Annotated in this window: 18 protein-coding genes; all 18 read right to left on the bottom strand. The window is 64.3% G+C overall.

Going from position 1 to position 22,689, the window contains the following annotated elements:
• Positions 1–11 precede the first annotated feature (11 nt).
• The 18 genes from typA to Q4S45_RS02390 all read right to left on the bottom strand — a co-directional run bounded on the left by typA (position 12) and on the right by Q4S45_RS02390 (position 22,655).
• The gene (gene typA / locus Q4S45_RS02475) at positions 12–1,847 is read right to left on the bottom strand and encodes a translational GTPase TypA (RefSeq protein WP_305508826.1); all 1,836 of its coding nucleotides are present in this window, start codon (positions 1,845–1,847) and stop codon (positions 12–14) included.
• Between the two features lie 207 nt (positions 1,848–2,054).
• Positions 2,055–2,441: a type II toxin-antitoxin system VapC family toxin gene (locus Q4S45_RS02470; protein WP_305508825.1), complete on the bottom strand. Its 387-nt coding sequence runs from the start codon at positions 2,439–2,441 to the stop codon at positions 2,055–2,057.
• Positions 2,438–2,683: a type II toxin-antitoxin system Phd/YefM family antitoxin gene (locus tag Q4S45_RS02465; protein ID WP_305508823.1), complete on the bottom strand. Its 246-nt coding sequence runs from the start codon at positions 2,681–2,683 to the stop codon at positions 2,438–2,440. The genes Q4S45_RS02470 and Q4S45_RS02465 overlap by 4 nt, the downstream gene beginning before the upstream one ends.
• Before the next feature lie 92 nt (positions 2,684–2,775).
• The gene (locus Q4S45_RS02460; RefSeq protein ID WP_305508821.1) at positions 2,776–3,318 is read right to left on the bottom strand and encodes a DUF2059 domain-containing protein; all 543 of its coding nucleotides are present in this window, start codon (positions 3,316–3,318) and stop codon (positions 2,776–2,778) included.
• Positions 3,319–3,383: 65 nt separating this feature from the next.
• The gene (locus Q4S45_RS02455; protein WP_305508819.1) at positions 3,384–3,911 is read right to left on the bottom strand and encodes a DUF2059 domain-containing protein; all 528 of its coding nucleotides are present in this window, start codon (positions 3,909–3,911) and stop codon (positions 3,384–3,386) included.
• A gap of 76 nt (positions 3,912–3,987) precedes the next feature.
• Complete coding sequence (truB, locus tag Q4S45_RS02450; protein ID WP_305508817.1) at positions 3,988–4,911, bottom strand: tRNA pseudouridine(55) synthase TruB; 924 nt, start codon at positions 4,909–4,911, stop codon at positions 3,988–3,990.
• 122 nt (positions 4,912–5,033) lie between these two features.
• Positions 5,034–5,459 carry a 30S ribosome-binding factor RbfA gene (gene rbfA / locus Q4S45_RS02445; protein ID WP_305508815.1) on the bottom strand — a complete coding sequence of 142 codons (426 nt, stop codon included), beginning with the start codon at positions 5,457–5,459 and terminating at the stop codon, positions 5,034–5,036.
• Positions 5,460–5,543: 84 nt separating this feature from the next.
• Positions 5,544–8,372: a translation initiation factor IF-2 gene (infB, locus tag Q4S45_RS02440; protein WP_305508813.1), complete on the bottom strand. Its 2,829-nt coding sequence runs from the start codon at positions 8,370–8,372 to the stop codon at positions 5,544–5,546.
• Between the two features lie 46 nt (positions 8,373–8,418).
• Complete coding sequence (gene nusA / locus Q4S45_RS02435) at positions 8,419–9,984, bottom strand: transcription termination factor NusA (protein ID WP_305508811.1); 1,566 nt, start codon at positions 9,982–9,984, stop codon at positions 8,419–8,421.
• Complete coding sequence (gene rimP / locus Q4S45_RS02430; RefSeq protein ID WP_305508810.1) at positions 9,981–10,469, bottom strand: ribosome maturation factor RimP; 489 nt, start codon at positions 10,467–10,469, stop codon at positions 9,981–9,983. The genes nusA and rimP overlap by 4 nt, the downstream gene beginning before the upstream one ends.
• A 306-nt stretch (positions 10,470–10,775) precedes the next feature.
• Complete coding sequence (rluB, locus tag Q4S45_RS02425; RefSeq protein ID WP_305508808.1) at positions 10,776–12,608, bottom strand: 23S rRNA pseudouridine(2605) synthase RluB; 1,833 nt, start codon at positions 12,606–12,608, stop codon at positions 10,776–10,778.
• Positions 12,595–13,344 (bottom strand): SMC-Scp complex subunit ScpB, encoded by a 750-nt coding sequence (scpB, locus tag Q4S45_RS02420; RefSeq protein ID WP_305508806.1) that lies wholly within the window; start codon positions 13,342–13,344, stop codon positions 12,595–12,597. Before scpB ends, rluB begins: the two co-directional genes overlap by 14 nt.
• A gap of 369 nt (positions 13,345–13,713) precedes the next feature.
• On the bottom strand, positions 13,714–14,754 hold the full coding sequence (locus Q4S45_RS02415; protein ID WP_305508804.1) for a glucokinase: 1,041 nt from the start codon (positions 14,752–14,754) through the stop codon (positions 13,714–13,716).
• A gap of 136 nt (positions 14,755–14,890) precedes the next feature.
• Complete coding sequence (locus Q4S45_RS02410) at positions 14,891–15,823, bottom strand: VTT domain-containing protein (protein ID WP_305508802.1); 933 nt, start codon at positions 15,821–15,823, stop codon at positions 14,891–14,893.
• Between the two features lie 118 nt (positions 15,824–15,941).
• Positions 15,942–17,630 carry an ABC transporter ATP-binding protein gene (locus Q4S45_RS02405; RefSeq protein ID WP_305508801.1) on the bottom strand — a complete coding sequence of 563 codons (1,689 nt, stop codon included), beginning with the start codon at positions 17,628–17,630 and terminating at the stop codon, positions 15,942–15,944.
• A gap of 7 nt (positions 17,631–17,637) precedes the next feature.
• Positions 17,638–18,657, bottom strand: a complete 1,020-nt coding sequence (locus Q4S45_RS02400; protein WP_374046073.1) for an ABC transporter permease — start codon at positions 18,655–18,657, stop codon at positions 17,638–17,640.
• 4 nt (positions 18,658–18,661) lie between these two features.
• A complete protein-coding gene (locus Q4S45_RS02395) occupies positions 18,662–19,600 on the bottom strand; it encodes an ABC transporter permease (protein WP_305508797.1) in 939 nt (312 codons plus the stop codon).
• A 217-nt stretch (positions 19,601–19,817) separates the two neighbouring features.
• The gene (locus Q4S45_RS02390) at positions 19,818–22,655 is read right to left on the bottom strand and encodes a TonB-dependent siderophore receptor (RefSeq protein ID WP_305508795.1); all 2,838 of its coding nucleotides are present in this window, start codon (positions 22,653–22,655) and stop codon (positions 19,818–19,820) included.
• Positions 22,656–22,689 lie beyond the last annotated feature (34 nt).

The following is a 22,689-nucleotide window of genomic DNA, read 5'->3' as shown; positions in this document are numbered from 1 at the left end:
CCCCTTATTGATTACGCGGCTTCGCGGCTCGCTTTTTTACGCTCATGCTCTTTCAGGAAGCGCTTGCGCAGGCGGATCGACTTCGGCGTGATCTCGACCAGTTCGTCGTCGGCGATGAATTCGACCGCGTACTCGAGCGACATCTGGATAGGCGGCACCAGGCGCACCGCTTCGTCGGTACCCGACGAACGCACGTTGGTCAGCTGCTTGCCCTTGATCGGGTTGACGACCAGGTCGTTGTCGCGCGAGTGGATGCCGATGATCATGCCTTCGTAGACAGGGTCGTTGTGCACCACGAACATGCGGCCGCGATCCTGCAGCTTCCAGATCGCGTAGGCCACGGCGGCGCCGTCGTCCTGCGAGATCAGCACGCCGTTACGGCGGCCGGCCATTTCGCCCTTCGAGCTGTCGACCGGTGCGTACTCGTCGAACACGTGGCTCATCAAGCCGGTGCCGCGGGTCAGGGTCATGAATTCGCCCTGGAAACCGATCAGGCCACGCGCAGGAATGCGGTACTCGAGGCGCACGCGGCCCTTGCCGTCCGATTCCATGTTGGTCAGGTCGCCACGGCGACGGCCCAGTTCTTCCATCACGCCGCCCTGGTTGGCTTCTTCAACGTCAACCGACAGGTTCTCGAACGGCTCGTGGCGCACGCCATCGACCATCTTGTAGACCACGCGCGGACGCGACACGGCCAGCTCGAAGCCTTCGCGGCGCATGTTTTCGATCAGGATGGTCAGGTGCAGCTCACCGCGGCCCGAAACTTCGAACGTGGTGTCGTCGTCGGTCGGCGCCACGCGCAGCGCGACGTTGGCTTTCAGTTCGCGGTCCAGGCGGTCGCGCAGCTGGCGGCTGGTGACGAACTTGCCTTCGCGGCCGGCCAGCGGCGAGTTGTTGACCATGAAGTTCATCGTCAGGGTCGGCTCGTCGACGGTCAGCATCGGCAGCGCTTCCGGGGTGTCCGGTGCGCACACGGTCGAACCGATGCCGATTTCGTCGATACCGTTGATCAGGCAGATGTCGCCGGCGACGGCTTCGTCGACCAGCACGCGCTCGAGGCCCTTGAAGTTCAGCACCTGGTTGATGCGGCCCTTGATCGGGGTGCCGTCAGGACCGTTCATGACAACGACGTCCTGGCCGGTCTTGACGCGGCCACGGTTGACGCGGCCAATGCCGATCTTGCCGACGTACGAGGAGTAGTCCAGCGAGGTGATTTGCATCTGCAGCGGGCCGTCCGGGTTGTCGTCACGGACTGGAACGTGTTCCAGGATCGCGTCGAACAGCGGCTTCATGTCACCCGAGCGGACGTCTTCGGTCAGGCCGGCGTAGCCGTTCAGGCCCGAGGCGTAGACGATCGGGAAGTCCAGCTGCTCGTCGGTGGCGCCGAGCTTGTCGAACAGTTCGAAAGTCTGGTTGATGGCCCAGTCGGCGCGCGCGCCCGGACGGTCCACCTTGTTGACGACGACGATAGGCTTCAGGCCCAGGGCCAGCGCCTTGCGGGTCACGAAGCGGGTCTGCGGCATCGGGCCTTCCTGCGCATCGACCAGCAGCAGCACCGAGTCGACCATTGACAGCACGCGCTCGACTTCGCCGCCGAAGTCGGCGTGGCCTGGGGTGTCGACGATGTTGATGTGGGTGCCTTCGTACTCAACCGCGCAGTTCTTCGACAGAATCGTGATGCCGCGTTCTTTTTCGAGGTCGTTCGAGTCCATGACGCGGGTGTCGACCGCCTGGTTCTCGCGGAAGGTGCCGGACTGGCGCAGCAGCTGGTCCACGAGGGTGGTTTTGCCGTGGTCGACGTGAGCGATGATGGCGATGTTACGAATTGCGCGTTTTTGAGTAGACATGGTCGTAATGAACTGAGAAGGTACGTACTGAGGTACGAGGTGTACGAAGGTGTACGGTGTTTCTGATTCCGGGAACCGACTAGTATAGCACGCGCAGCGCGTATTGCATCGCAACAGCGGAAAAACAGACGCAATTTCAATGGCTTGCTTAATTTCCCGGCAGCAGATGGAGAGCGAACTGTCCGAGCTGGGACTGAGGTGATCGGACTAAATGCGATGGACCGGTCCGGGATATTGCGCCAGTAATGAATCCCCCGTGACCAACGTGACGCCCTCAACAATGGATTGCGCCACCAGAATGCGGTCAAACGGATCTTTGTGAATGCCCGGTAAGCCATCGATCGCCACAGCGTGCTCACTGGTGACGGGCACCTCGGTGTAGCCATTGTCGATCAGGCTTCGCCGCAGAACGCGAGCATCTGTCCGGAAATCGCTTCGTGCAAGCCCGCGCTTGATGGCGATCTCCCACAAACTCGCCGCGCTAAACATCAGTTCATTCTGAGGATCGGAGAGCAACGCCCTGGCGCTGTCTGATAATTTCTCGGGGGCCACCGCGGACCACAGAAGCACATGGGTATCCAACAGCAGCTTCACTCTCCACTCTCGAACAACTGTTCGATTTCCTGAGCTCCCATGGTGTCGAAGTCGTCGGGGATCGAAAATTCTCCGGCAAGGAAGCCCAGGCGCCGTGGCTTGGCCGCGATTGGGGCATCCAATGCAATAACTTTCACTAAAGGTTTGCCGGCCTTTGCAATAATGAACGGCTCACCTTGGACGGCGCGGTCCACCAAGCGAGAAAGGTGCGTTTTTGCCTCAAGCATGTTCACGGTGCGCATAGCGTACTCCAGCTAGACTAGACTAAGCTAGTCTAGTCTGTTCTGAGGCTCAGTCAAGAGCGCCTATATACCGGTTGATATCGACTGCTCCGTCAGCGCGGATCGGCCTTGTAGCGCGCGATCAGCTCGCGCAAGCCTTCCCGGTACGCGACGCCGGCTGCATCGCCCTGCGCCGAGCGCTGGAACATCGCGCCCTGCACCGCCTGCTGCGCCTTGGCCACACCGGCCAGCACGCGCTTGCCCTCCGCGGAGCCGTAGAACGCGATCGCCGCGTCGATCTCGGCTGTCGACATTTCCTTGCTCACCGTCTCGGCGAAGGTGTCGACCGGGCTCTTGGTGTTCGGGCACTGCGCGCTGCGGAACTGGTAGAACAACTCTTCGACTTCCGGCCAGTAGTACGACTGCGGCGAAATGCCGCCGTAGCTCATCGACATGTTCAAGTAGTCGCGCTTCATCTTCTCGCTAAACGCGGTGCGATCGGGAGGACAGGCGTTTTCCTTGGCCGCCGCTTCGCCTTCCTGGGTGCGCAGCACCAGCTGGGCCAGCTGTTTGGCCGGGTCTGGTTTCGGGACAGGATCCGCCGCTTGCGCGGCAGTGGCGGAACACAAGGCGACGCAGACGAGCAGGTAACGCATGGCAAGCAGCCTCAGGTGGAGTGATACGGAAATGTAACACGGACAAGTCGGGCGGGTTCGCCAGCTCAGCGCGGATTTGCCTCGTACTGTTCCTTGAGACGCCCCATGGCGCGGCGATAAACAAGCGACGCTTTGCTCTGAGGCCGTTCAGCCAGCTCGCCAAGCCCGTCCGGGAAGTCGTTGGCAAGCTTCACGTTAGCGGCGCGCATGGAACGGCCGCTGGGCGAGCTGAAAAAGGCGACCGCATCGCGCAACTCCTGCACCGACATGCGCGCCGCATAGTTCTTGATGACGAGGCGGGTCCCGAAATCGATTGGCGCCTCCGCGCACTGCGCCGCGTAGAACTCGCGCCAGATGCGCTCGACTTCCGGCCAGTACGCCGACTGCGGCGATATGCCGGAGAAATCGCCCGGACGCGTGCGGTAGGTGTCAGCCAGCCGCCTGGCCAGCGCTTCGGGCGTCACGTTGCATTCAGCGGCGGGGCCACGCATCAGCTCGACGACCTTGGCCGCCAGCGCAGCACGCTCATCGAATTCGCTGGCGCCGACGGACGAGCAAGCCGCCATCAGCAGAACGGCAAGTAATCGGCACATCGCATTTCTCCGGTCCAGGTTGCAGGATTGGCAAGCAATGGATGCTACACCAGCTGCACTCCCAATACAATCGGGACTATGCGGGTTTGAAAGCGATCAGGCGCTCCGGCGCGAGGATGGAGAACTCCTGCAGGATTGCGGTGCCCAGCAGCTTGTCGGCCAGGTAGACGCGCACCCTGCCCTGCTCGGCCGGCACGGCGACGTCTTCCTTGCCCAGCGCCAGGCGCTGGCCGTTCAGGAAGCGCTTGGCCAGATCCTCGGTCAGCTGCACCGCGGGGAAGCTCGCCAGCAGCGCATCGACCGGCGCCAGCATCGTCAGCGGCGCCGGATTGGCCTGCATCTGCTCCAGCGTGACCATGCCGTCGGCCGTCAGCGCGCCGACCTGCGTGCGGCGCAGCGCGTTCAAATGGGCGCCGCAGCCGAGCGCGTTGCCGATGTCTTCGCCCAGCACGCGGATGTAGGTGCCCTTGGAACAGGTGACAGATAATTTCAAAAACGGCGCGGAATATTCCAAAAATTTCAGATCGAGAATCGTCACCGGACGCGCTTCGCGCTCCAGCACAATGCCCTCGCGCGCATATTCGTAATAGGCCTTGCCATCGCGCTTCAGGGCCGAGTACATCGGCGGCACCTGCATGATCGGGCCGCGGAACTGCGCCAGCACCGCTTCGATCTGCTCGGGCGTGACGTTGACCTCGCGCGTTTCGATGGTCTCGCCTTCGGTGTCGCCCGTATTGGTGGTGACGCCGAGATGGACCGTGGTCTCGTAGGTCTTGTCCGCTTCCAGGAGGTCTTGCGAGAACTTGGTCGCTTCGCCGAAGCACAGCGGCAGCAGGCCGGTGGCGAACGGGTCGAGCGTGCCGGTGTGGCCGGCCTTCTTGGCGTTGAGGATGCGCTTGGCCTTGATCAGCGCGTCGTTCGACGACAGGCCGACCGGCTTGTCGAGCAGCAGCACGCCATCGACAAGGTCGCGGACTTTCTTGGGGTGTTGTGGTTTCATCGTTGCCAAATTTGCTTAGCTACACGCAAAACCGTCATTCCTGCGAAGGCAGGAATCCATACGCCGCGTGAACAGCAACTCAGCATGGGTTCCTGCCTTCGCAGGAACGACGGCGATCAGGATCAGGATTCCGAAGGCGCGTCGGGCGTCTCTGGCACTGCATCCGGCTCGGCGTCGGCCGCGCGGCTGGCGTTGGCCTGGTCGATCAGCAGCGACATTTCCATGCCGCGCGAAGTCGAAGTGTCGTGCACGAAATGCAGTTGCGGCAGCGTGTGGATGTGCAACTGCTTGCCCAGCTGGTTGCGAATGAAGCCGGCCGCGGCGTTCAGCCCGTCCTGGGTGTTCTTGATCGCTTCCTTCTTGTCGCTCAGCAGGGTGTAGAACACCTTGGCGTGCGCGTAGTCGGGCGTGAGCTGCACTTCAGTCAGGGTGACCATGCCGATGCGCGGATCCTTGAGGCCGCCGGCGATGATCAGCGACAGGTCCTTCTGGATCTGGTCGGCCACGCGCAAGCCGCGCGCCGGGATGTTTTTGCTATGTTTAGCCATGTTCGTATCTTACTTCTTATAAAAAACGCAGGGCGCCAATCAGCGCGATGCCGATTGGCGCCCTGCGGGTAGCGCTAGACGCAATTACAGCGTACGGGCGATTTCCTGAACTTCGAACACTTCCAGGGTGTCGCCAACCTGGATGTCGTTGTAGTTCTTCAGCGACAGGCCGCACTCGAGGCCGGCGCGCACTTCTTTCGCATCGTCCTTGAAACGCTTGAGCGAGTCGATCTCGCCAGTCCACACGACGATGTTGTTGCGCAGCAGGCGGACCGACGAGGTGCGCTTGACGACGCCATCGGTGACCAGGCAACCGGCAACCGCGCCGACCTTCGACACCAGGATGACCTGGCGAATCTCGACCTGGCCGGTGACGTGCTCGCGCTTCTCCGGCGCCAGCATGCCCGACAGCGCAGCCTTGATCTCTTCGATCGCGTCGTAAATGATGTTGTAGTAACGAATATCCACACCATTCGACTCGGCCAGCTTGCGCGCCTGGGCGTCGGCACGGGCGTTGAAGCCGATGATGACTGCCTTCGACGCGACCGCCAGGTTGACGTCCGACTCGGTAATGCCGCCGACCGCCGAGTGCACGACCTGCACGCGCACTTCTGACGTGGACAGCTTCTGCAGCGAGCCGACCAGCGCTTCCATCGAACCCTGCACGTCGGTCTTGACGATGATCGGAAGGTTCTTGACTTCGCCTTCGCCCATGTTTTCGAACATGTTTTCCAGCTTCGCCGCCTGCTGCTTGGCCAGTTTGACGTCGCGGAACTTACCTTGACGGAACAGACCGATTTCACGCGCCTTGCGCTCGTCGGCCATGACCATGACTTCTTCACCGGCGACCGGCACTTCGGTCAGGCCCTGGATCTCGACCGGAATCGATGGACCGGCTTCGGTGATCGGCTTGCCGTTTTCGTCGAGCATCGCGCGGACGCGGCCGAACGAGGAGCCCGCCAGGATCACGTCGCCGCGCTTGAGCGTGCCGGACTGGACGAGGATGGTCGCGACCGGGCCCTTGCCCTTGTCGAGACGGCCTTCGACCACCAGGCCGCGCGCCGGCGCATCGATCGGGGCTTTGAGTTCCAGCACTTCGGCCTGCAGCAGCACTTGCTCGAGCAGGTCGTCGATGCCCTGGCCGGTCTTGGCCGACACCGGCACGAATGGCGATTCGCCACCGTATTCTTCCGGCACCACCTGTTCGGCGACCAGTTCCTGCGTCACGCGATCGACGTTGCCACCCGGCTTGTCGATCTTGTTGATCGCAACAACCAGCGGCACGCCGGCAGCTTTCGCGTGGGCGATCGCTTCCTTCGTCTGCGGCATCACGCCGTCGTCCGCAGCCACCACCAGGATGACGATGTCGGTGGCCTTGGCGCCGCGTGCACGCATCGCGGTAAACGCTTCGTGGCCCGGGGTGTCGAGGAAGGTGATCATGCCGCGCGGCGTTTCGACGTGGTAAGCGCCGATGTGCTGCGTAATGCCGCCCGCTTCGCCCGACGCCACTTTGGCGCGGCGGATGTAGTCCAGCAGCGAAGTCTTGCCGTGGTCGACGTGACCCATGACGGTGACCACCGGTGCGCGCGCGCTCGACTCGAAGTGGGTGTGCTCACCCTGGTCGGCCAGCAGCGCTTCCGGATCGTCCTCGGCCGCGGCAAATGCCTTGTGGCCCATTTCTTCGACGAGAATCATCGCCGTTTCCTGGTCCAGCACCTGGTTGATGGTGCACATCTGGCCCAGCTTCATCAGCTGCTTGATCACTTCGGATGCCTTGACGGACATCTTGTGCGCCAGTTCGGCGACCGTGATGGTCTCAGGGACGTGGACGTCCTTGATGACCGCTTCGGTCGGCGCCTGGAAATTGCTTTCGCGGTCTTCGTGGTGCGAAGGACGGCGGCCCTTGGCGCCACCGCGCCAGCCGTCGCGTCCGCCGGAGCCGACGTTGCCGCGCGGCTTGATCGAGCCAGGCGCGCCGCGTTTCTTGGCGTCGTCCGACCAGGTCGAGGACACGTTGGCCGACTTGATCGACTTCTTGTCCGGGCCGAGTACCTTCTTGTCGCCCGGCTTGTCGCCCGGCTTCTTGGTGTCGGCCGGCTTGTGCAGCGTGCCTTCCGGCGCCTTCGGCTTCAAGGCGGCAACCGGCGGCGCGACCGGCTCGGGAGCCTTGATCGCACGGCGCGGCGCATTCATCATGGCCTTGATCTGGGCCACTTCGTCGGCCACGGCCTTGCGCGCCTTTTCGTTCGCTTCGGCGCGGGCGGCAGCTTCCTTGGCGGCGGCGGCAGCCTTGGCCTTGGCTTCGTCGTCGGCAGCCTTCTTGGCGGCGGCGTCGTCAGCGGCGCCGGCGGTCGCGGTCGCGGCCTGGGCCGCTACACGCTTGGCTTCCTCGGCGGCCTGCTTCTTCGCTTCGGCTTCGGCCTGCTTGGCCTGGGCTTCTTTTTCGGCGTCGAGCTTGGCGAGGCGTTCCTGCTTCTCGCGCAGGTCTGCTTCCTGACGGGCGATCAGCTCGGCCTGGCGGCGCGCTTCCTCTTCACGGCGCGCCACTTCGGCGGCGTCGATCACGGGAGCGGCCGGCGCGGCCGGCGCGGCGACGGGCGCAACCGGCTCGTCGCGCTGCACGAAGGTGCGCACTTTCTTGACCGCGACCTGAATCGTGCGCGACTTGCCCGAGGCGTCAGCCTGCTTGATCTCGGTGGTTTCCTTGCGCGTCAGCGTGATCTTCTTCTTTTCGGTGTCGCCAGCGGCGCCGTGGGTGCGGCGCAGGTGATTCAACAGCTTATCCTTATCATCTTTCGACAATGGATCTGACGTCGAACTTTTTTCGACGCCGGCAGAACGCAGCTGCGTCAGCAGCAAGTCTGCAGGCATCTTCAGTTCGGTGGCAAATTGGGCTACGTTGTTACTCGCCATTCAGTCCTCTTTTCTATGTGTCGCTGAGATGATAAAGATATGCAAATTACGCCTTGGCCACTTCTGCCAGGCTCCAGGCTTTCGCCTGCAGCGCCTTGGCACGGTCATCGTACTTTGCGTCGACCAGCTTCATCTCGTCGTCGGTCACATCATTAAATTCATTCTTGATCAGTTCGCGGGCGCGCTCCGACGGCAGGGCCAGGATGGCGCCGAATTCGTCGTAGGCCAGCGCGGTGAACGCTTCCACGGTCTTGATCCCTGCCAGCCCCAGCTTGCCGGCGGTGGTGCGGTCCATCCCTTCCAGGTTGACCAGCGCCTCTTCCATGCCTTCCAGGCCTTCTTCGGACGCGATCGCCTCGGTCACCAGCGCATCGCGGGCGCGGGTACGCAGTTCGTTGACGGTGTCTTCGTCGAACGATTCGATGTCGAGCATTTCCGAGATCGGCACGTAGGCGATTTCTTCCAGCGAGGCGAAGCCCTCTTCCACCAGGATGTCGGCCACTTCCTGATCGACGTCCAGCTTCTCCATGAACAGCGCGCGCACCGCGGCGGTTTCGGCCGCCGACTTGTTCTCGGATTCTTCGGCCGTCATGATGTTGATCTTCCAGCCGGTCAGTTCGGCGGCCAGGCGCACGTTCTGTCCCGAGCGGCCGATCGCGATCGCCAGGTTTTCTTCGTCGACGACGACGTCCATCGCATGCTTCTCTTCGTCGACCATGATCGACGACACGTTGGCCGGGGCCAGCGCGCCGATCACGAACTGCGCCGGATCGTCCGACCACAGCACGATGTCGACGCGTTCGCCACCCAGCTCGCCGGTGACGGCCTGGACGCGCGAACCGCGCATGCCGACGCAGGTGCCGATCGGGTCGATGCGCTTGTCGGCCGTGTACACGGCGATCTTGGCGCGCACGCCGGCGTCGCGGGCAGCCGATTTGATCTCCAGCAGGCCCTGCTCGATCTCAGGCACTTCGAGTTCGAACAGCTTCATGATGAATTCCGGCGCGGTGCGCGACAGGATCACCTGCGGGCCGCGCATGTTGCGGTCGATGCGCAGGATGTAGGCACGCACACGGTCGCCGATACGCAGGTTCTCTTTCGGGATCATCTGGTCGCGCGGGAGGCGCGCTTCGATCTTGCCCGATTCGACGATCGCGTCGCCGCGTTCCATGCGCTTGATGGTGCCGGTGACGAGCGAGTCGCCGCGCTCGAGGAAGTCGACCAGGATCTGCTCGCGCTCGGCGTCACGCACGCGCTGCAGGACCACTTGCTTGGTGTCCTGGGCGAAGCGGCGGCCGAATTCGACCGACTCGATCGGCTCTTCGATGTATTCGTCGACTTCGATATCGGGGATCTGCTCCACCGCCTCGAAGTGCAGGATTTCCTGGTCGGGCAGCTGCAGGCCGGCGTCGTCAGGCACCACGTGCCAGCGGCGGAAGGACTCGAACTCGCCCGATTCGCGGTCGATGGAAACGCGAATGTCGACCTCGCCCTCATAGCGCTTCTTGGTGGCCTGCGCCAGGGCGAATTCGAGCGCCCCGAAGACGACATCCTTATCGACGTTTTTTTCGCGCGCCAGCGCATCTACCAGTAACAACACTTCGCGACTCATGCTTTGCCCTTCTTAAAATCCACCTGCGGCACCAAACGTGCCTTATCCAGATCGGCGAGCGTAAACTCCAGCTGCGCCGGTCCATCCTTACTTTCAAATTCCAAACCGATCTTGTCACCCTGCGGCGCCTGCAGCACGCCGGTGTAGGTCTTGCGGTTCGCGCTGCCCGGGAATGCGGCGCGCAGCTTGACGGTGCATTCGCAACCGGCAAAACGCTCGAAGTCGGCCATCGTGCGCACCGGGCGGTCCAGCCCCGGCGACGAAATCTCGAGGCGCTCGTAGTTCACGTTCTCGACTGTCAGCACGTGCGACAGCTGGTGGCTGACGGTGGCGCAATCTTCGACCGTGATCGGGCCTTTTTCGGCGGCGTCGGCTGCAGTGAAGTCGATGTACACGCGCAAAATCCCGCGCTCGCCCCGCTCCACATCGACGAGGTCGTAGCCCAGGCCAGTTACCGTTTTGGCGATCAAATCAAACTGCTGCAATCGAACTTCTCCAACCCTAAAAACGATTTACCAAAAAAAAAATGGGCATCTGCCCATCTTCCAAAATCCCTACCAGATGAAAGCACTTGCACGCAGAACACGCAGCAAAGAAACTTTTATTAGGCTACGGATTATAGCGCCTTTCGACATACACCGCAATCGCACAAAAGGCAAATGGACATTCAAACAACACCTGCATGCCGTTCCTGCGGAGGCAGGAACCCATGCTGAATACGATTCATTCATATTGCATCACCACGCCGCTTCAGCATGGGCTCCCGCCTCCGCGGGAGCGACGGTCTTTCCTTAACCGCGGCGGCCGCGGCGCGGCAGACCGTGGTCGTTGCCGCGCGGGCCTTGCGGCCCCTGCGGACGGCGCGACCCGCCGGCATTGGCGAAGCCGAAGGTGGTCTGCAACGGATCGGGCTGGCGCGGCTTGCCGCCGGCGCCACCGCCGCCCGGCCGGCCGCTCTGCCCGCCCGGACGACCCTGCCCTTGCGGACGGCCGCCCTGGCCGGCCGGCTTGCCCTGCCGCGGACCTTGCCCCTGCCCCGGCTCCTGCGGACGGCCGCCGGCGGTCGGATGCCCGCCCGCCATGCCGCCGTAGCCGGCGCCGACCAGCGGCGTGCCGCGACCCTGAGGACGTCCGCCCCGGCCGCCGCGCCCGCCCATGCCGGCGAAAGGATCGACGTTGCGGTTCGTGTCGCGGTCGATGCGGTTGCCGTCCGGCTCACCGCGCTCGCCGCCACGCTGCTGCTGCGGGCCGCGGCCTTTCGGGCCACGCTCGACGGCGACTTTTTCGCCTTTCTTCTCGACGCCGAACGCGGCCAGCAGCGCGCGCACGTCGTTTTCTTCCAGCTCTTCCCAGCGGCCGCGCTTCAGGCCGGACGGCAGGGTCATCGCGCCGTAACGGGTGCGGATCAGGCGCGACACGGTCAGGCCGACCGCCTCGAACATGCGGCGCACTTCGCGGTTGCGGCCTTCGCCGATCACCACGCGGTACCACTTGTTGATGCCTTCGCCGCCGCCGTCGGCGATCTTGGTGAAGTTCGCCATGCCGTCGTCCAGCTCGACGCCGGCCAGCAGCTTCTGGCGCATGCCTTCTTCCAGCTCGCCCAGCGTGCGCACGGCGTATTCGCGGTCGATGTTGTAACGCGGGTGCATCAGCCGGTTGGCCAGGTCGCCCGAGGTGGTAAACAGCAGCAGGCCTTCGGTGTTGAAGTCGAGGCGGCCGACGGCCAGCCATTTACCGGCCTTCATGGTCGGCAGGCGGTCGAACACGGTCGGACGGCCTTCCGGATCGTCCTGGCTGACGATCTCGCCGGCCGGCTTGTGGTACACGAGCACGCGCGGCGGCTTGGTGCTGACCTTACGCTGAATCAGCTTGCCGTTGATGCGCACGGCGTCGGACGGCAGGATGCGCTGGCCGATGTGGGCCGGCTCGCCGTTGACCGACACGCGGCCGGCGACGATCAGGTCTTCCATGTCGCGGCGAGAACCGAGGCCAGCTTCGGCCAGCACCTTGTGCAGCTTCGGCGCGTCGTCGTCGGAGGTCAGGTCGCGGCGCGCCGGCTTCTGCGGCTGCGAACGGCCGCCGTCGTTGGCGTCGTAGGCGTCGGAGGTGACGTACGAGAAGGCCTCGTCGGCATCGGTGGCGCCGCCACGCTTCTTGTGGTGCTGCAGGCCGGGATTGCCCTTCTTGTTCTTCTTCTGGCGCGGCTTGCCGTCGGCCTGGCGCTCGGGACGCGGACCGCGCTCGCGGCGCGGTGCTTCGGCGCCTTCCGCGGCGATGGCGACTGCTTCGGCGCCTTCGGCCGGCTGCGGCGCGCTCGCTTCACGCACCTGGCGCTGCTCGCGCATCTGGCGCGGACCGCGCGGCGGACGCTGGCCACGCTCCTGGCGCGGCGCCGCTTCCGCCGGCGCGGCGGCGGCCGGCGCAGGCGCGACAGGCGCAGCCTCCACTGCCGGCGCGGCTTCCGCTTTCGGCGCAACAGCCTTCTTCGCGCGCGGCTTGCTGATGCCGGCCGCTTCGTCGGCGTCGATCTGCGCGCGGGTGCGGCGCTTGGCCTTGGCCGGCACTGCTTCGTCCTTGCCGGCCATATCGGCGGCGTTCGTCTCGGTAGGTTTAGTTGAATTCATCGTTCGTTTCTTGGTTGTGCCGACCCGGCGCGGGGTCGTGAATGGGGACTTCAACGGGTGAAGTGCCGGCGCCTGCCGCGACATCCATGTCGCCCGCGCCATCGTCGGCGGCCACCGGGGCCGCCGCCTTGTCAAAATTTTCCTGCAATGCCGCTTCCAGCGCTTCCATCCCGGCGTCGCTGCCCCGCGTGTCCGCCAGGTCCTGCAAGGGCGGCAGCTGCGACAGCGAGGCCAGCCCGAGGTCGTCGAGGAAGGCTTTCGTGGTGCCCAGCAGCGCCGGGCGGCCGATTACTTCGCGGTGGCCGATCACGTCGATCCAGCCGCGGTCTTCCAGCATCTTGATCGTTTGCGAGTTGACCGCGACGCCGCGGATTTCCTCGATGTCGCCGCGCGTGACCGGCTGGCGGTAGGCGATGATCGCCAGCGTCTCCAGCGTGGCGCGCGAATACTTCGGCGGCTTCTCCGGGCTGATTCGGTCGAGGTACTGCTTCATTTCGGGCCGGCTCTGGAAGCGCCAGCCGGATGCCAGGCTGACCACCTCGATGCCGCGGTCGCGCCAGTCGTATTTCAATTCTTCGAGCATCAGCCGGATGGCGTCGGAGCCGAGTCCGGCGCCCAGTTCGCGGCCCTTGTCGTCGAGTTCGACGAACAGCTTTTTCATCGAATGGATCGACATCGGCTCGCGCGCACACAGCAAGGCGGTTTCGAGGACTTTTTTAGCCTCATCAGTATTCATAGCGATGTCGTCAGCGGATCTTGCACATGCAATGCAAAGAAAATATCAAACAAAAACCAATCAACGAAACGCGGCGACCGTCATCGCGTGAGGCCGGCTGCCTTGGAACTGTCGTCGAAACTGGAATCCGTTGTCCGGGCCGGGGAGCGGCGGACAGGATGGTACTGGTGGCGAGATCCGTACTCTGCCACACGGCGGCCCGTACACCTGGCGGGCTTGTGCGCCGTTGATTTTCAAGCGAAACGCTTCATTCCGGGACGCGGTCAGGAGACTGGGCTCCGGGCGCGCTCTGCGGGAACGATCGAGATCGTCTCTTCAACACTGCCGCCATTGTACCTGATAAAACGGCACATGGCATCCCGCGCGCCCTCAGCGGGCGGTCGCGCCCGCGGCTAGCCGCTCCGCGAGGATCGCCGAAACGCCGACGAAGGCCGGGTAGTCGGCGGTGATGACCCAGGTCGGCACCTGCGCCAGGTAGCCGACGAAACGGCCCTTGTGCTCGAAGCGCGCGCGAAACGGCGATGCGGCAAAGCGCGCGCCCAGCCGCGGCACGATGCCGCCGCCGATGTACACGCCGCCCTGCGCGCCCAGGGTGATGGCCAGGTTGCCGGCTACCGTGCCCAGCATGGCGCAGAAGGTATCGACCACCCGGTCGCACAGCGCGCACTCGCCGGCCAGGGCGCGGCCCACGATGTCGGCGGCGACGAGCGGCTCGGCCGGCTGCCCGGCATGGTCGGCCAGCGCGCGGTACAGCAGCTCGATGCCCACTCCCGACAGGAAGCGCTCGGCGGAGACGTGCTCGAACTCTTTCCAGGCGAACTGGAGGATGGCGATCTCGGTGGCGTCGGCCGGCGAAAACGTCACGTGGCCGCCTTCGCTTTTCAATGCCGTCCAGCTGTCGCCGCACGGGATCAGGCCGGACACGCCCAGCCCGGTGCCGGCGCCGACCAGGCCCAGCGGCGTGCCCGGCTGGGCGGCGCCGCCGCCGACCTGCAGCTTCTGGTCGTCGCGCAGGTGCGGCAGCGCGTAGGCCAGCGCGCTGAAATCGTTGACCACCAGCAGCGTGTCGAAGCCGCACTCCTGCTGCAGCGCGGAAATCGAAAACTCCCAGTGGTGATTGGTCATCTTCACGTAGTCGGCCACGACCGGGTTGGCGATCGCGATCGCCGCGTGGCGGATCTGCGTCACGCCGGCAGCCGCCAGCGCCGGCGAGGAGCGATAGGCGCGCAAGGCGTCGGCCAGGCTCGGGTAACTGGCGCAGGCCAGCACCTCGATCAGTTCGATCCGGCCCGGGGCGGTCTCAATCGCAAAGCGCGCATTGGTGCCGCCGACATCGGCCAGCAGGCGCGGGCCGTCGGCGAAGGCTGGCGCAAGAGTCGGGGATGGCACGGATGAAAGCGGATCGGTCATGGCAAAAAAAGAAAGATGAACCGTCCTATCGTAAGGACTTCTCGCGTGCGACGCAAGCCCTCTTTGTAGTTTAGGTACATCCTCGCGCAACGTCGCCAAATTGCCGTGGCGCAGGCAAGTTTCGAATACTCCGTAGTCAAGCTACGTGCTGGGCATCCTGCTTGCGCGCGTTCCAGGCGTCGAGCCCGCCATGCAGCGCGCGGGCGCGATGGAAGCCGTTGGCGAGGAATTGGCGCGCAACTTGCGCCGCGGTGACGTCGTTGGGGCAGCTGCAATAGACGACGATGTGGCGGTCCTTGTCGAGCGAGGCCATCAACTGGCCGGGCTCGCAGTCCGCGAAACTGAGCGCGCCCGGGATCGCCTGCTCCAGCTCCTGCGCCGTCAGGCTGCGCGCGTCGACGATCAGCGGCGCCTGGCCGCTGTCGATCAGCGCGGCCAGCTCGCCGGGCTGGATACGATCCACCGCCAGGCCGCGCAGAAAGCGGCGCCGCTCCACATATTTATACAGTACGAACAGCGCCAGCAGGCCAAGCAGGCCGACCAGCGCGGCGCCGCCCATGGTGTCGAGCGTGTCGAGCACGTTGTCGATGCTGTCGTGGAACCAGGCGCCGGCGCCGATGCCCACCCCGCTCCACAGCAGGCCGCCGATGACCGACAGGCCGAGGAAGCGCGGCGTGGTCGTGCCCATGGCGCCGGCCAGCGGCGGCGCGATCGTGTTGAAGCCGGGGATGAACTTGGCTACGACCAGCGACTTGGCGCCGTAGCGGCGGAACTTGTCCTCGGTCTGGCTGACGCAGTAGTCGGGCGACAGCGAAATCTTGCACAGCAGGCGCAGCACGCGCTTGCCGTAGAAGCGGCCGGCCTTGAACCAGAAATAGTCGCTGAGCAGGCAGGCGGCCAGACTGGCGGCGAGCACCGCGGGCCAGCTGATGTCGCCGGAGGCGGCCAGCGCGCCGGCCACGATCAGGATCGGCATGGCGGGGATCGGCAAGCCGATCTGCTCGAGCAGCACGATGCCGAACACGATCAGCACGCCGTAGGTTTCAATCAGCTGGATTAATTGGGACATCCGGCCATGGTAGCGGATTTCGCATGTCGGGGTCTGGTCCTGCGGACCTGACCCCATCTTCGGCTCAGCTGCGACATCAAAATGGGGTCAGGTCCGCAGGACCAGACCCCTCACTGCGTTACACGCCTTTGGGGATCGCGCTCAGCAGCGTCCTGGTATAGGGATGCTGCGGATTGCGGTACAGCTCGTCGGAGTCCGCCAACTCGACCACGCTGCCCTGGTGCATCACCATCACCTGGTCGGCGATGTACTTGACCACCGACAGGTCGTGCGAGATAAAGATGTAGGAAAGGCCGAATTCGTCCTGCAGGTCCTGCAGCAGATTGAGCACCTGCGCCTGCACCGATACGTCGAGCGCCGACACCGATTCGTCGCACACCAATATCTCCGGCTTCATCGTCAGGCAGCGCGCGATCGCGATGCGCTGGCGCTGCCCGCCCGAAAATTCGTGCGGATAGCGGTGGAAGGCCTGCGCCGGCAACCCTACCTTGTCGAGCAGCGCCATCGCCATCGCAATGCGCTCGCCATCGTTGGCGCCGATCCGGTGGATGCGCATCGGCTCGAGCAGGATTTGGCCGACCGTGAAGCGCGGGTTGAGCGAGGCGTACGGGTTCTGGAAGATGATCTGGATGCGCCGCTTGTACGGCATGTACTCGCGCGCCGGCATCGCGATCAGGTCGCGCCCTTCGAACAGCGCCGTGCCGGACGTGGCCTGGTGCAGCCGCAGCAGGGTCAGGCCCACTGTGGTCTTGCCCGAGCCGGACTCGCCCACCACGCCCAGCGTCTTGCCGCGCGCGAGCGTGAACGAGACGTCCTTGACGGCCTTGAACTCGCGCTTGCCGAACAGCCCTTCGCGGAAGAAGAAGCTCTTCGACAGCTTGTCGACCACCAGCACCGGCTCGTCGCCAGGCGCCGTTCCTCGCGCGCGTTCCGGCTGCGGCGCCAGCACGCCGCCGCCCTTGATATAGTCGTCGATCACCGGCAGGCGCATCGGCCGCGTATCGAGGCTCGGCCGGCAGTTGAGCAAGGCGCGCGTGTACAAGTCGGCCGGCCGCTCGAAAATCTGCCGCACCTCGCCCTCCTCGCGCACTTCGCCGTGGCGCATCACGATGACGCGGTCGGCGATCTCGCCCACCAGCCCGAGGTCGTGGGTGATGAACAGCACCGACATCTGGCGCTTCTTCTGCAGGTCGGCGATCAGCGCCATGATCTGCTTCTGGATCGTCACATCGAGCGCGGTGGTCGGCTCGTCGGCGATCAGGAGCTTGGGCTCGCAGGCGATCGCCATCGCGATCATCACGCGCTGCTGCTGGCCGCCCGACATCTGGCTGGGGTAGGCGTCGATCTTGCGCGCCGGGTCGGGGATGCCGACTTCTTCCAGCAGCTCCAGGGTGCGGACGCGGGCCTGCTTCTTGTTCATGCCCATGTGAAGGCGAAGCACCTCGCCGATCTGGAAGCCCACCGTGAACACCGGGTTCAGCGAGGACATCGGCTCCTGGAAGATCATCGCGATGTCGCGGCCAGCAATCCTGCGGCGTTCGGCCAGCGGCAGCGCCAGCAGCTCGCGGCCGTCGAACAGGATGCGGCTGGCCGGGTCGATGCGGCTGGTGTCGGGCGCGAGCAGGCCCATGACGGCCAGCGAGCTGACCGACTTGCCGCTGCCCGATTCGCCCACCAGCGCCACCGTCGCATTGCGCGGCACGTCGAAGGAGATGCCCTTGACCGCTTCGAAGCTGGTCTTCTTGTCGAGCCGGAAGGTCACGCGCAGGTCGCGCACTTGCAGCAGCATGCTGGAGTCGTTCGTCATGGCCGCCTTATTTCAGTTTCGGGTCGAGCGCGTCGCGCAGCGCGTCGGTAAACAGCGAGAACGCCGTCACCAGCAGCGCCATCGCCATCGCCGCGGCGGTCAGCTGCCACCACTTGCCGAGGATTAGTTCGTTCTGCGCTTCATTGAGCATGCTGCCCCACGACACGGTGCCGACCGGCACGCCGAAGCCCAGAAAAGAAAGGATCACTTCGGCCTTGATGAAGCCGACCACCAGGATCGACAGCTGCACCAGCGCGACGTGGCTCACGTTCGGGAAGATGTGCGAGAACATCTTGCGCCAGGTGGAGGCGCCGATGGCGTCGGCCGCCATCACGTATTCGCGCGCCTTGTGCTTCATGTACTCGGCGCGGATCAGGCGGTACGGCCCGGTCCAACCGGTCAGGCCGAGGATCAGCACGATGGTGGTGATGCCCTTCTGCTGCAGCACCGCGGCCACCGTCAGGATCATCAGGATCGAGGGGATTGAGGTGAAGATGCTGTAGAACCAGTTGAACACGTCGTCCACCACCCCGCCGTAAAAGCCGGACACCGCGCCGAACAGGGTGCCCAGCGCCACCGCCAGCGTGGCGGCGACCAGGCCGACCACGATCGACGTTTCGCCGCCCTTGATGGTTTTCTTGACGATGTCGTGGCCCCACTTGTCGGCGCCGAACGGCAAGGTCGGACGACGCACCGCATCGACGCTGGCGGCGCGGTAGCGCTTGTCGGCCTTGATGGCGCGGATGTCATCGAGCAGCGGGTCGAAGGCGTTGTCGGCCAGCGGCGCTTCGGCGACGGCGGCGGCGCGGCTCATGCCGGCGGCGCCCGCGAAGGCCGGCGGCGCGTAGTTGACGCCGACTTCCTTTTCCCAGTCGGCGGCCACCAGGCCGGACGCCGACAGCACCAGCAGCGCGAGGAAGGCGGCGACGATGGCCAGCGACACCATCGCGACTTTGTCGGCGCGCAGGCGGCGCCAGGCCAGGGTCCACAGGCCGGGCGAGGTTGGCAGGTCGGTCATTGCAGTCATCGGATCAGGAGAGTTGAACGCGCGGGTCGACGGCCTGGTACATCAGGTCGGCCAGCAGGTTGAAGATCATGGTGGCGGCGGCCACGTAGACGGTGATCGCCTTGATCACCGGGAAGTCGCTGCGCTCGACGGCGAGGATCACTTCGCGCCCGATGCCGGGAATGCCGAAGAAGCGCTCGAGCAGGAAAGCGCCGATCAAGAGCGCCGGCAGGTTGGCCATCACGTGGGTGATGATCGGGATCGCCGCGTTGCGCAGCACGTGCACCCACATGATGCGGCGCTCGCCCAGCCCCTTGGCGCGGGCGGTGCGCACGTAGTCCTGGCCCACTTCGTCGAGCACGAAGCTGCGGTACAGGCGCAAGGTCGGCGCGATCGACACGGCCAGGCCGATCAGGATCGGCAAGGTGGCGTAGCGCAGCAGGTTTTCGGTGAAGTGCTCGCCCCAGCCCTGCACCGGGAACAGCCCGAGCTTGTAGGCGAAGCCGTACTGGAACACGATGATGTAGACCAGGATCGAGATCGACATGCCGACCGTGCAGGCGATCATCACGGCGCGGTCGGTCAGCGAGCCGCGCACGAAGGCGACCGCCAGCGCCAGCGCGATGCCGAACACGGTTTCAAGGATGGTCAGCGGCACCAGCACCGTCAGCGAGGGGCCAAGCCGGGTGGTAATGATGTGCGACACCGCTTCGCCGGTGCTCCAGGCGTTGCCGAAATCGAAGGTAAGGATCTGCTTGACGAAGATGCCGAGCTGGACATAGTACGGCTGGTCGACGCCCAGCTGCTTGCGGATGTTGGCGATCTGCTCGGCGCTCGACATTTTGCCCGCCAGCAGGTAGGCCGGGTCGCCGCCCACCCAGTTAAACAGGAAGAACACCAGCACGACCACGCCGGCCATGGTCGGCAGCATCTGCCAGAGGCGGCGCAGGATATAGGCAAGCATGTTTTGAACTCCGTTGTCGCCGGCTTTCGCGGCGAGCCGCCCGGCGGGGCGAAAAAAGCCGTAACGATAGCGCATTTCCTTGCCCAATGGCGAGAAAACTCGCCGGCCGGCGCTCGCTTGCGACCGGTACCGGCGAAAAAAAACCGGCCGATTCGCATCGGCCGGTTTTTCATTTTTTACAACTGCCCGAGGGCGGTCAGGTTGTTGCCGCGGTCAATTAAAGGAACTTGTAGTTGACGCGGAAGTAGTACATGCGGCCCACCGGGTTGGTGAACTGCGCGTCGTAGCCAACCTGGAAGTTAGCACCGGTACGCGACGACGGAGGATCCTGGTTGAGCAGGTTCTTCACGCCCAGGACGATCGACAGGTTCTTCATGTACGACGTGGTGAACGGCGCTTTCCAGCCGATCGTTGCATCGATCGTCTTGTAGGCAGCGACGTTGCGCACCAGCGGATAGTCCGGACCCACTGCCAGCGGATCGGTGAAGTCCAGGTAGCCGTCGGTGTAGTTGTGCGTCAGCGACGCATTCCATGGACCGTTGGCATACGTGAACGTCAGCGACTGGCGATAGCGCGGCACCGGACCGAAGTCCTTGTAGTCGCCCAGGTCGCTCACTTCCGGCGAACCTTCATACTGGTAGCCGTGACGTGCATACAGGGTCGAATCGAGGGTGGCGCCAAACGTACCGAAACCGGCCGTCTTCTGGCGGAAGTTCAGGTTGAAGTCCCAGCCGGCTGCGTAGAACTTGCCGGTGTTGACCTTTGGCAGCGCCACGAAGGCCAGCGGGAAGTCAGGATTGGTGCTGCCCTTGATCGGGTGCAGCGCGTCCGGATCGGCCACTGGATCATAACGGTAGAACTGGTTGACGTTGGCAACCGGGTCGCCGAACACGGTGTTCTCCGACATCGCCGTGATGGCCTTGTCGATGCGCACGTTCCAGTAGTCAACCGAGCCACTGAAAGAGGCCGACGGCTGGAATACGATGCCCAGCGAGAACTGCTTCGACTTCTCAGGCTGCAGATTCGGATTGCCGCTGTTCTGCGTGTTCAGCTGGACGTCGCACTCGTCCTGCAAAGCACCCACCGGGTTCTTGCTGGCGACTGGCACGCCATTCGGGCAACGCACCGGATCGCTGAAGTTCGACGAGGTGTTGTTCAACGCCTTCGGCGCCAGGTTGTCGTACAGCGTAGGCGCGCGGAAACCGCGTGCTGCCGAAGCGCGCAGCATGACCGCCGTCGATGGACGATAGGTCAGGCCCAGTTTCGGGCTGAGGTTGCTGAACGAGGTGCCGAAGCCGTTCTTGTAGTTGTCGTAACGGGCAGCCGCGGTCGCTTCCAGATCCTTGTAGAGAGGAATGACTGCTTCGGCAAACACGCCCAGCACCTTGCGGTCGCCGACCACGCCCGGCACTTCGCCGGCGCCGCCGACTTCGTCGCCGCTCGCCAGGGTCGGGGACGACACCTGGTTCAGTTCTTCCTTGCGGTAGCTTGCGCCCATCGCGAAACCGACCGAGCCGTAAGGCATGGCAAACAGGTCGCCACGGGAAATCTTGAAGTCAGCTTCTTTCGAAATCGACGTACCGCCATTTTCGAAGCCGGTGATCTGGGCGCCGAGCAGCTTGGCCAGCGAGGTCGAATCCTGCGAGCCGAACACGTTGATTTCGCCCGACGTGACCAGCGGGGTCAGCTTGGCGTAGCTGAACTTGCCTGGGCCGAAGCTGATTTCAACTTCGTTCTTGCCGTAGGTCAGAGCCGTATCGTAGTCCCAATCGGCGATGGTGCCTTTGGCGCCGACGACGAAACGCTTGTTCTTCGTGTCGGTGATGTCGGTACGCGGACCGCCGGCGACGGTACGCCAGGTGCCGCTCAGCGTGCCGGTCGGGGTCACAGGCGTGTCGGCGGCCAGCGTCGTGGCAGTCGGTGCGACGGTGCCGTTCGGGTACACATAGCCCGCCGGAATCGGCAAGCCTTTCGGCAGCGTGATCGAGGTCGGGTAGAAGCGGCCGGTGGTCGGGTAGACCATCGACTTTGTGTACGGTGCAGGCGAGTACGCTGCCAGGCCGTGGTCGCGGGTATAGGCCGCTTCAGCGTACAGCTGGTTGTCCTGGTTGAGCTGGAACACGGCGCGGCTGACGATGTTGTCGTGCTTCGCTTCCGGGATCAGGTCGATGAACTTGACGTAGTCGGTGCCGCAACCCTTGGCGCTGATGGTGACCAGTGCGAACTCGGCGTTGTCGCAGTTCTTGTAGCGGAACGGATTGACGCCGGTGTACTTGTTGCCCTTGGTGTCGGTGAAGTTCAGGTTGGGCACGCCGTCGCGCGGCGAGGCCTTGTTGACGCCCAGGTCAGGACGATTGGCGGTATTGGCGAACGAGCGGTCACGGGCGTGCAGGGCTTCGTCCTGCTCGTGGTTTGCGCTGATCAGCACGTTGTAACGGTCGGTGTTGAGGTCGCCGAAACCGCCGGTCAGGTTAAAGCTCTTGACGTTGCCGCCACGCTGCTGGACATGGGTGTCGTAGGCCGACACTTCCAGGCCCTTGTAGTCCTTGCGCAGGATGAAGTTGATGACGCCGGCGACGGCGTCGGCGCCGTAGATTGCCGAGGCGCCGTCACGCAGCACTTCGATGCGCTCGATCGCCGACAGCGGGATCGAGTTCAGGTCGACCGGGCTGTTGCCGACGGCGTAGTTGGCGACGCGGCGGCCGTTCAGCAGCACCAGCGTGTATTTCGAGCCGAGCGCACGCAGGTTGGCGGTCGATGGCACGCCGGTCGCGCCGACGTTGCCGGCAGCGACGGAGCCGCCGAAGTTGCCAGGAATCAGGTTCACCAGGTCTTGCGCGGAGGTGGCGCCAGTGCGCTCGATGTCAGCGCGGTTCATGATGGTGATTGGCAACACCGTCTCGGTAGCCAGACGCTTGATCGAAGAACCGGTGATCTCCACGCGCTGGATCGGTGCATCCTGGGCGAACGCAGGTGCGGCAAAGCCCATGCCGGCTGCGATACCGCCGGCGCAGATCGCGCGCACCGAGCGCGCGAGCAATTTCTCTTTCATCATTCCACTATCTCCTCTTTGTTTTCGTAAAACATCT

It is taken from the genome of Massilia sp. R2A-15 (assembly GCF_030704305.1).
Classification (GTDB): Bacteria; Pseudomonadota; Gammaproteobacteria; order Burkholderiales; family Burkholderiaceae_D; genus JAFCUW01.
The sequence above is the reverse complement of the archived record's forward strand: the minus strand, read 5'-3'. Positions and strand labels throughout refer to the sequence as shown.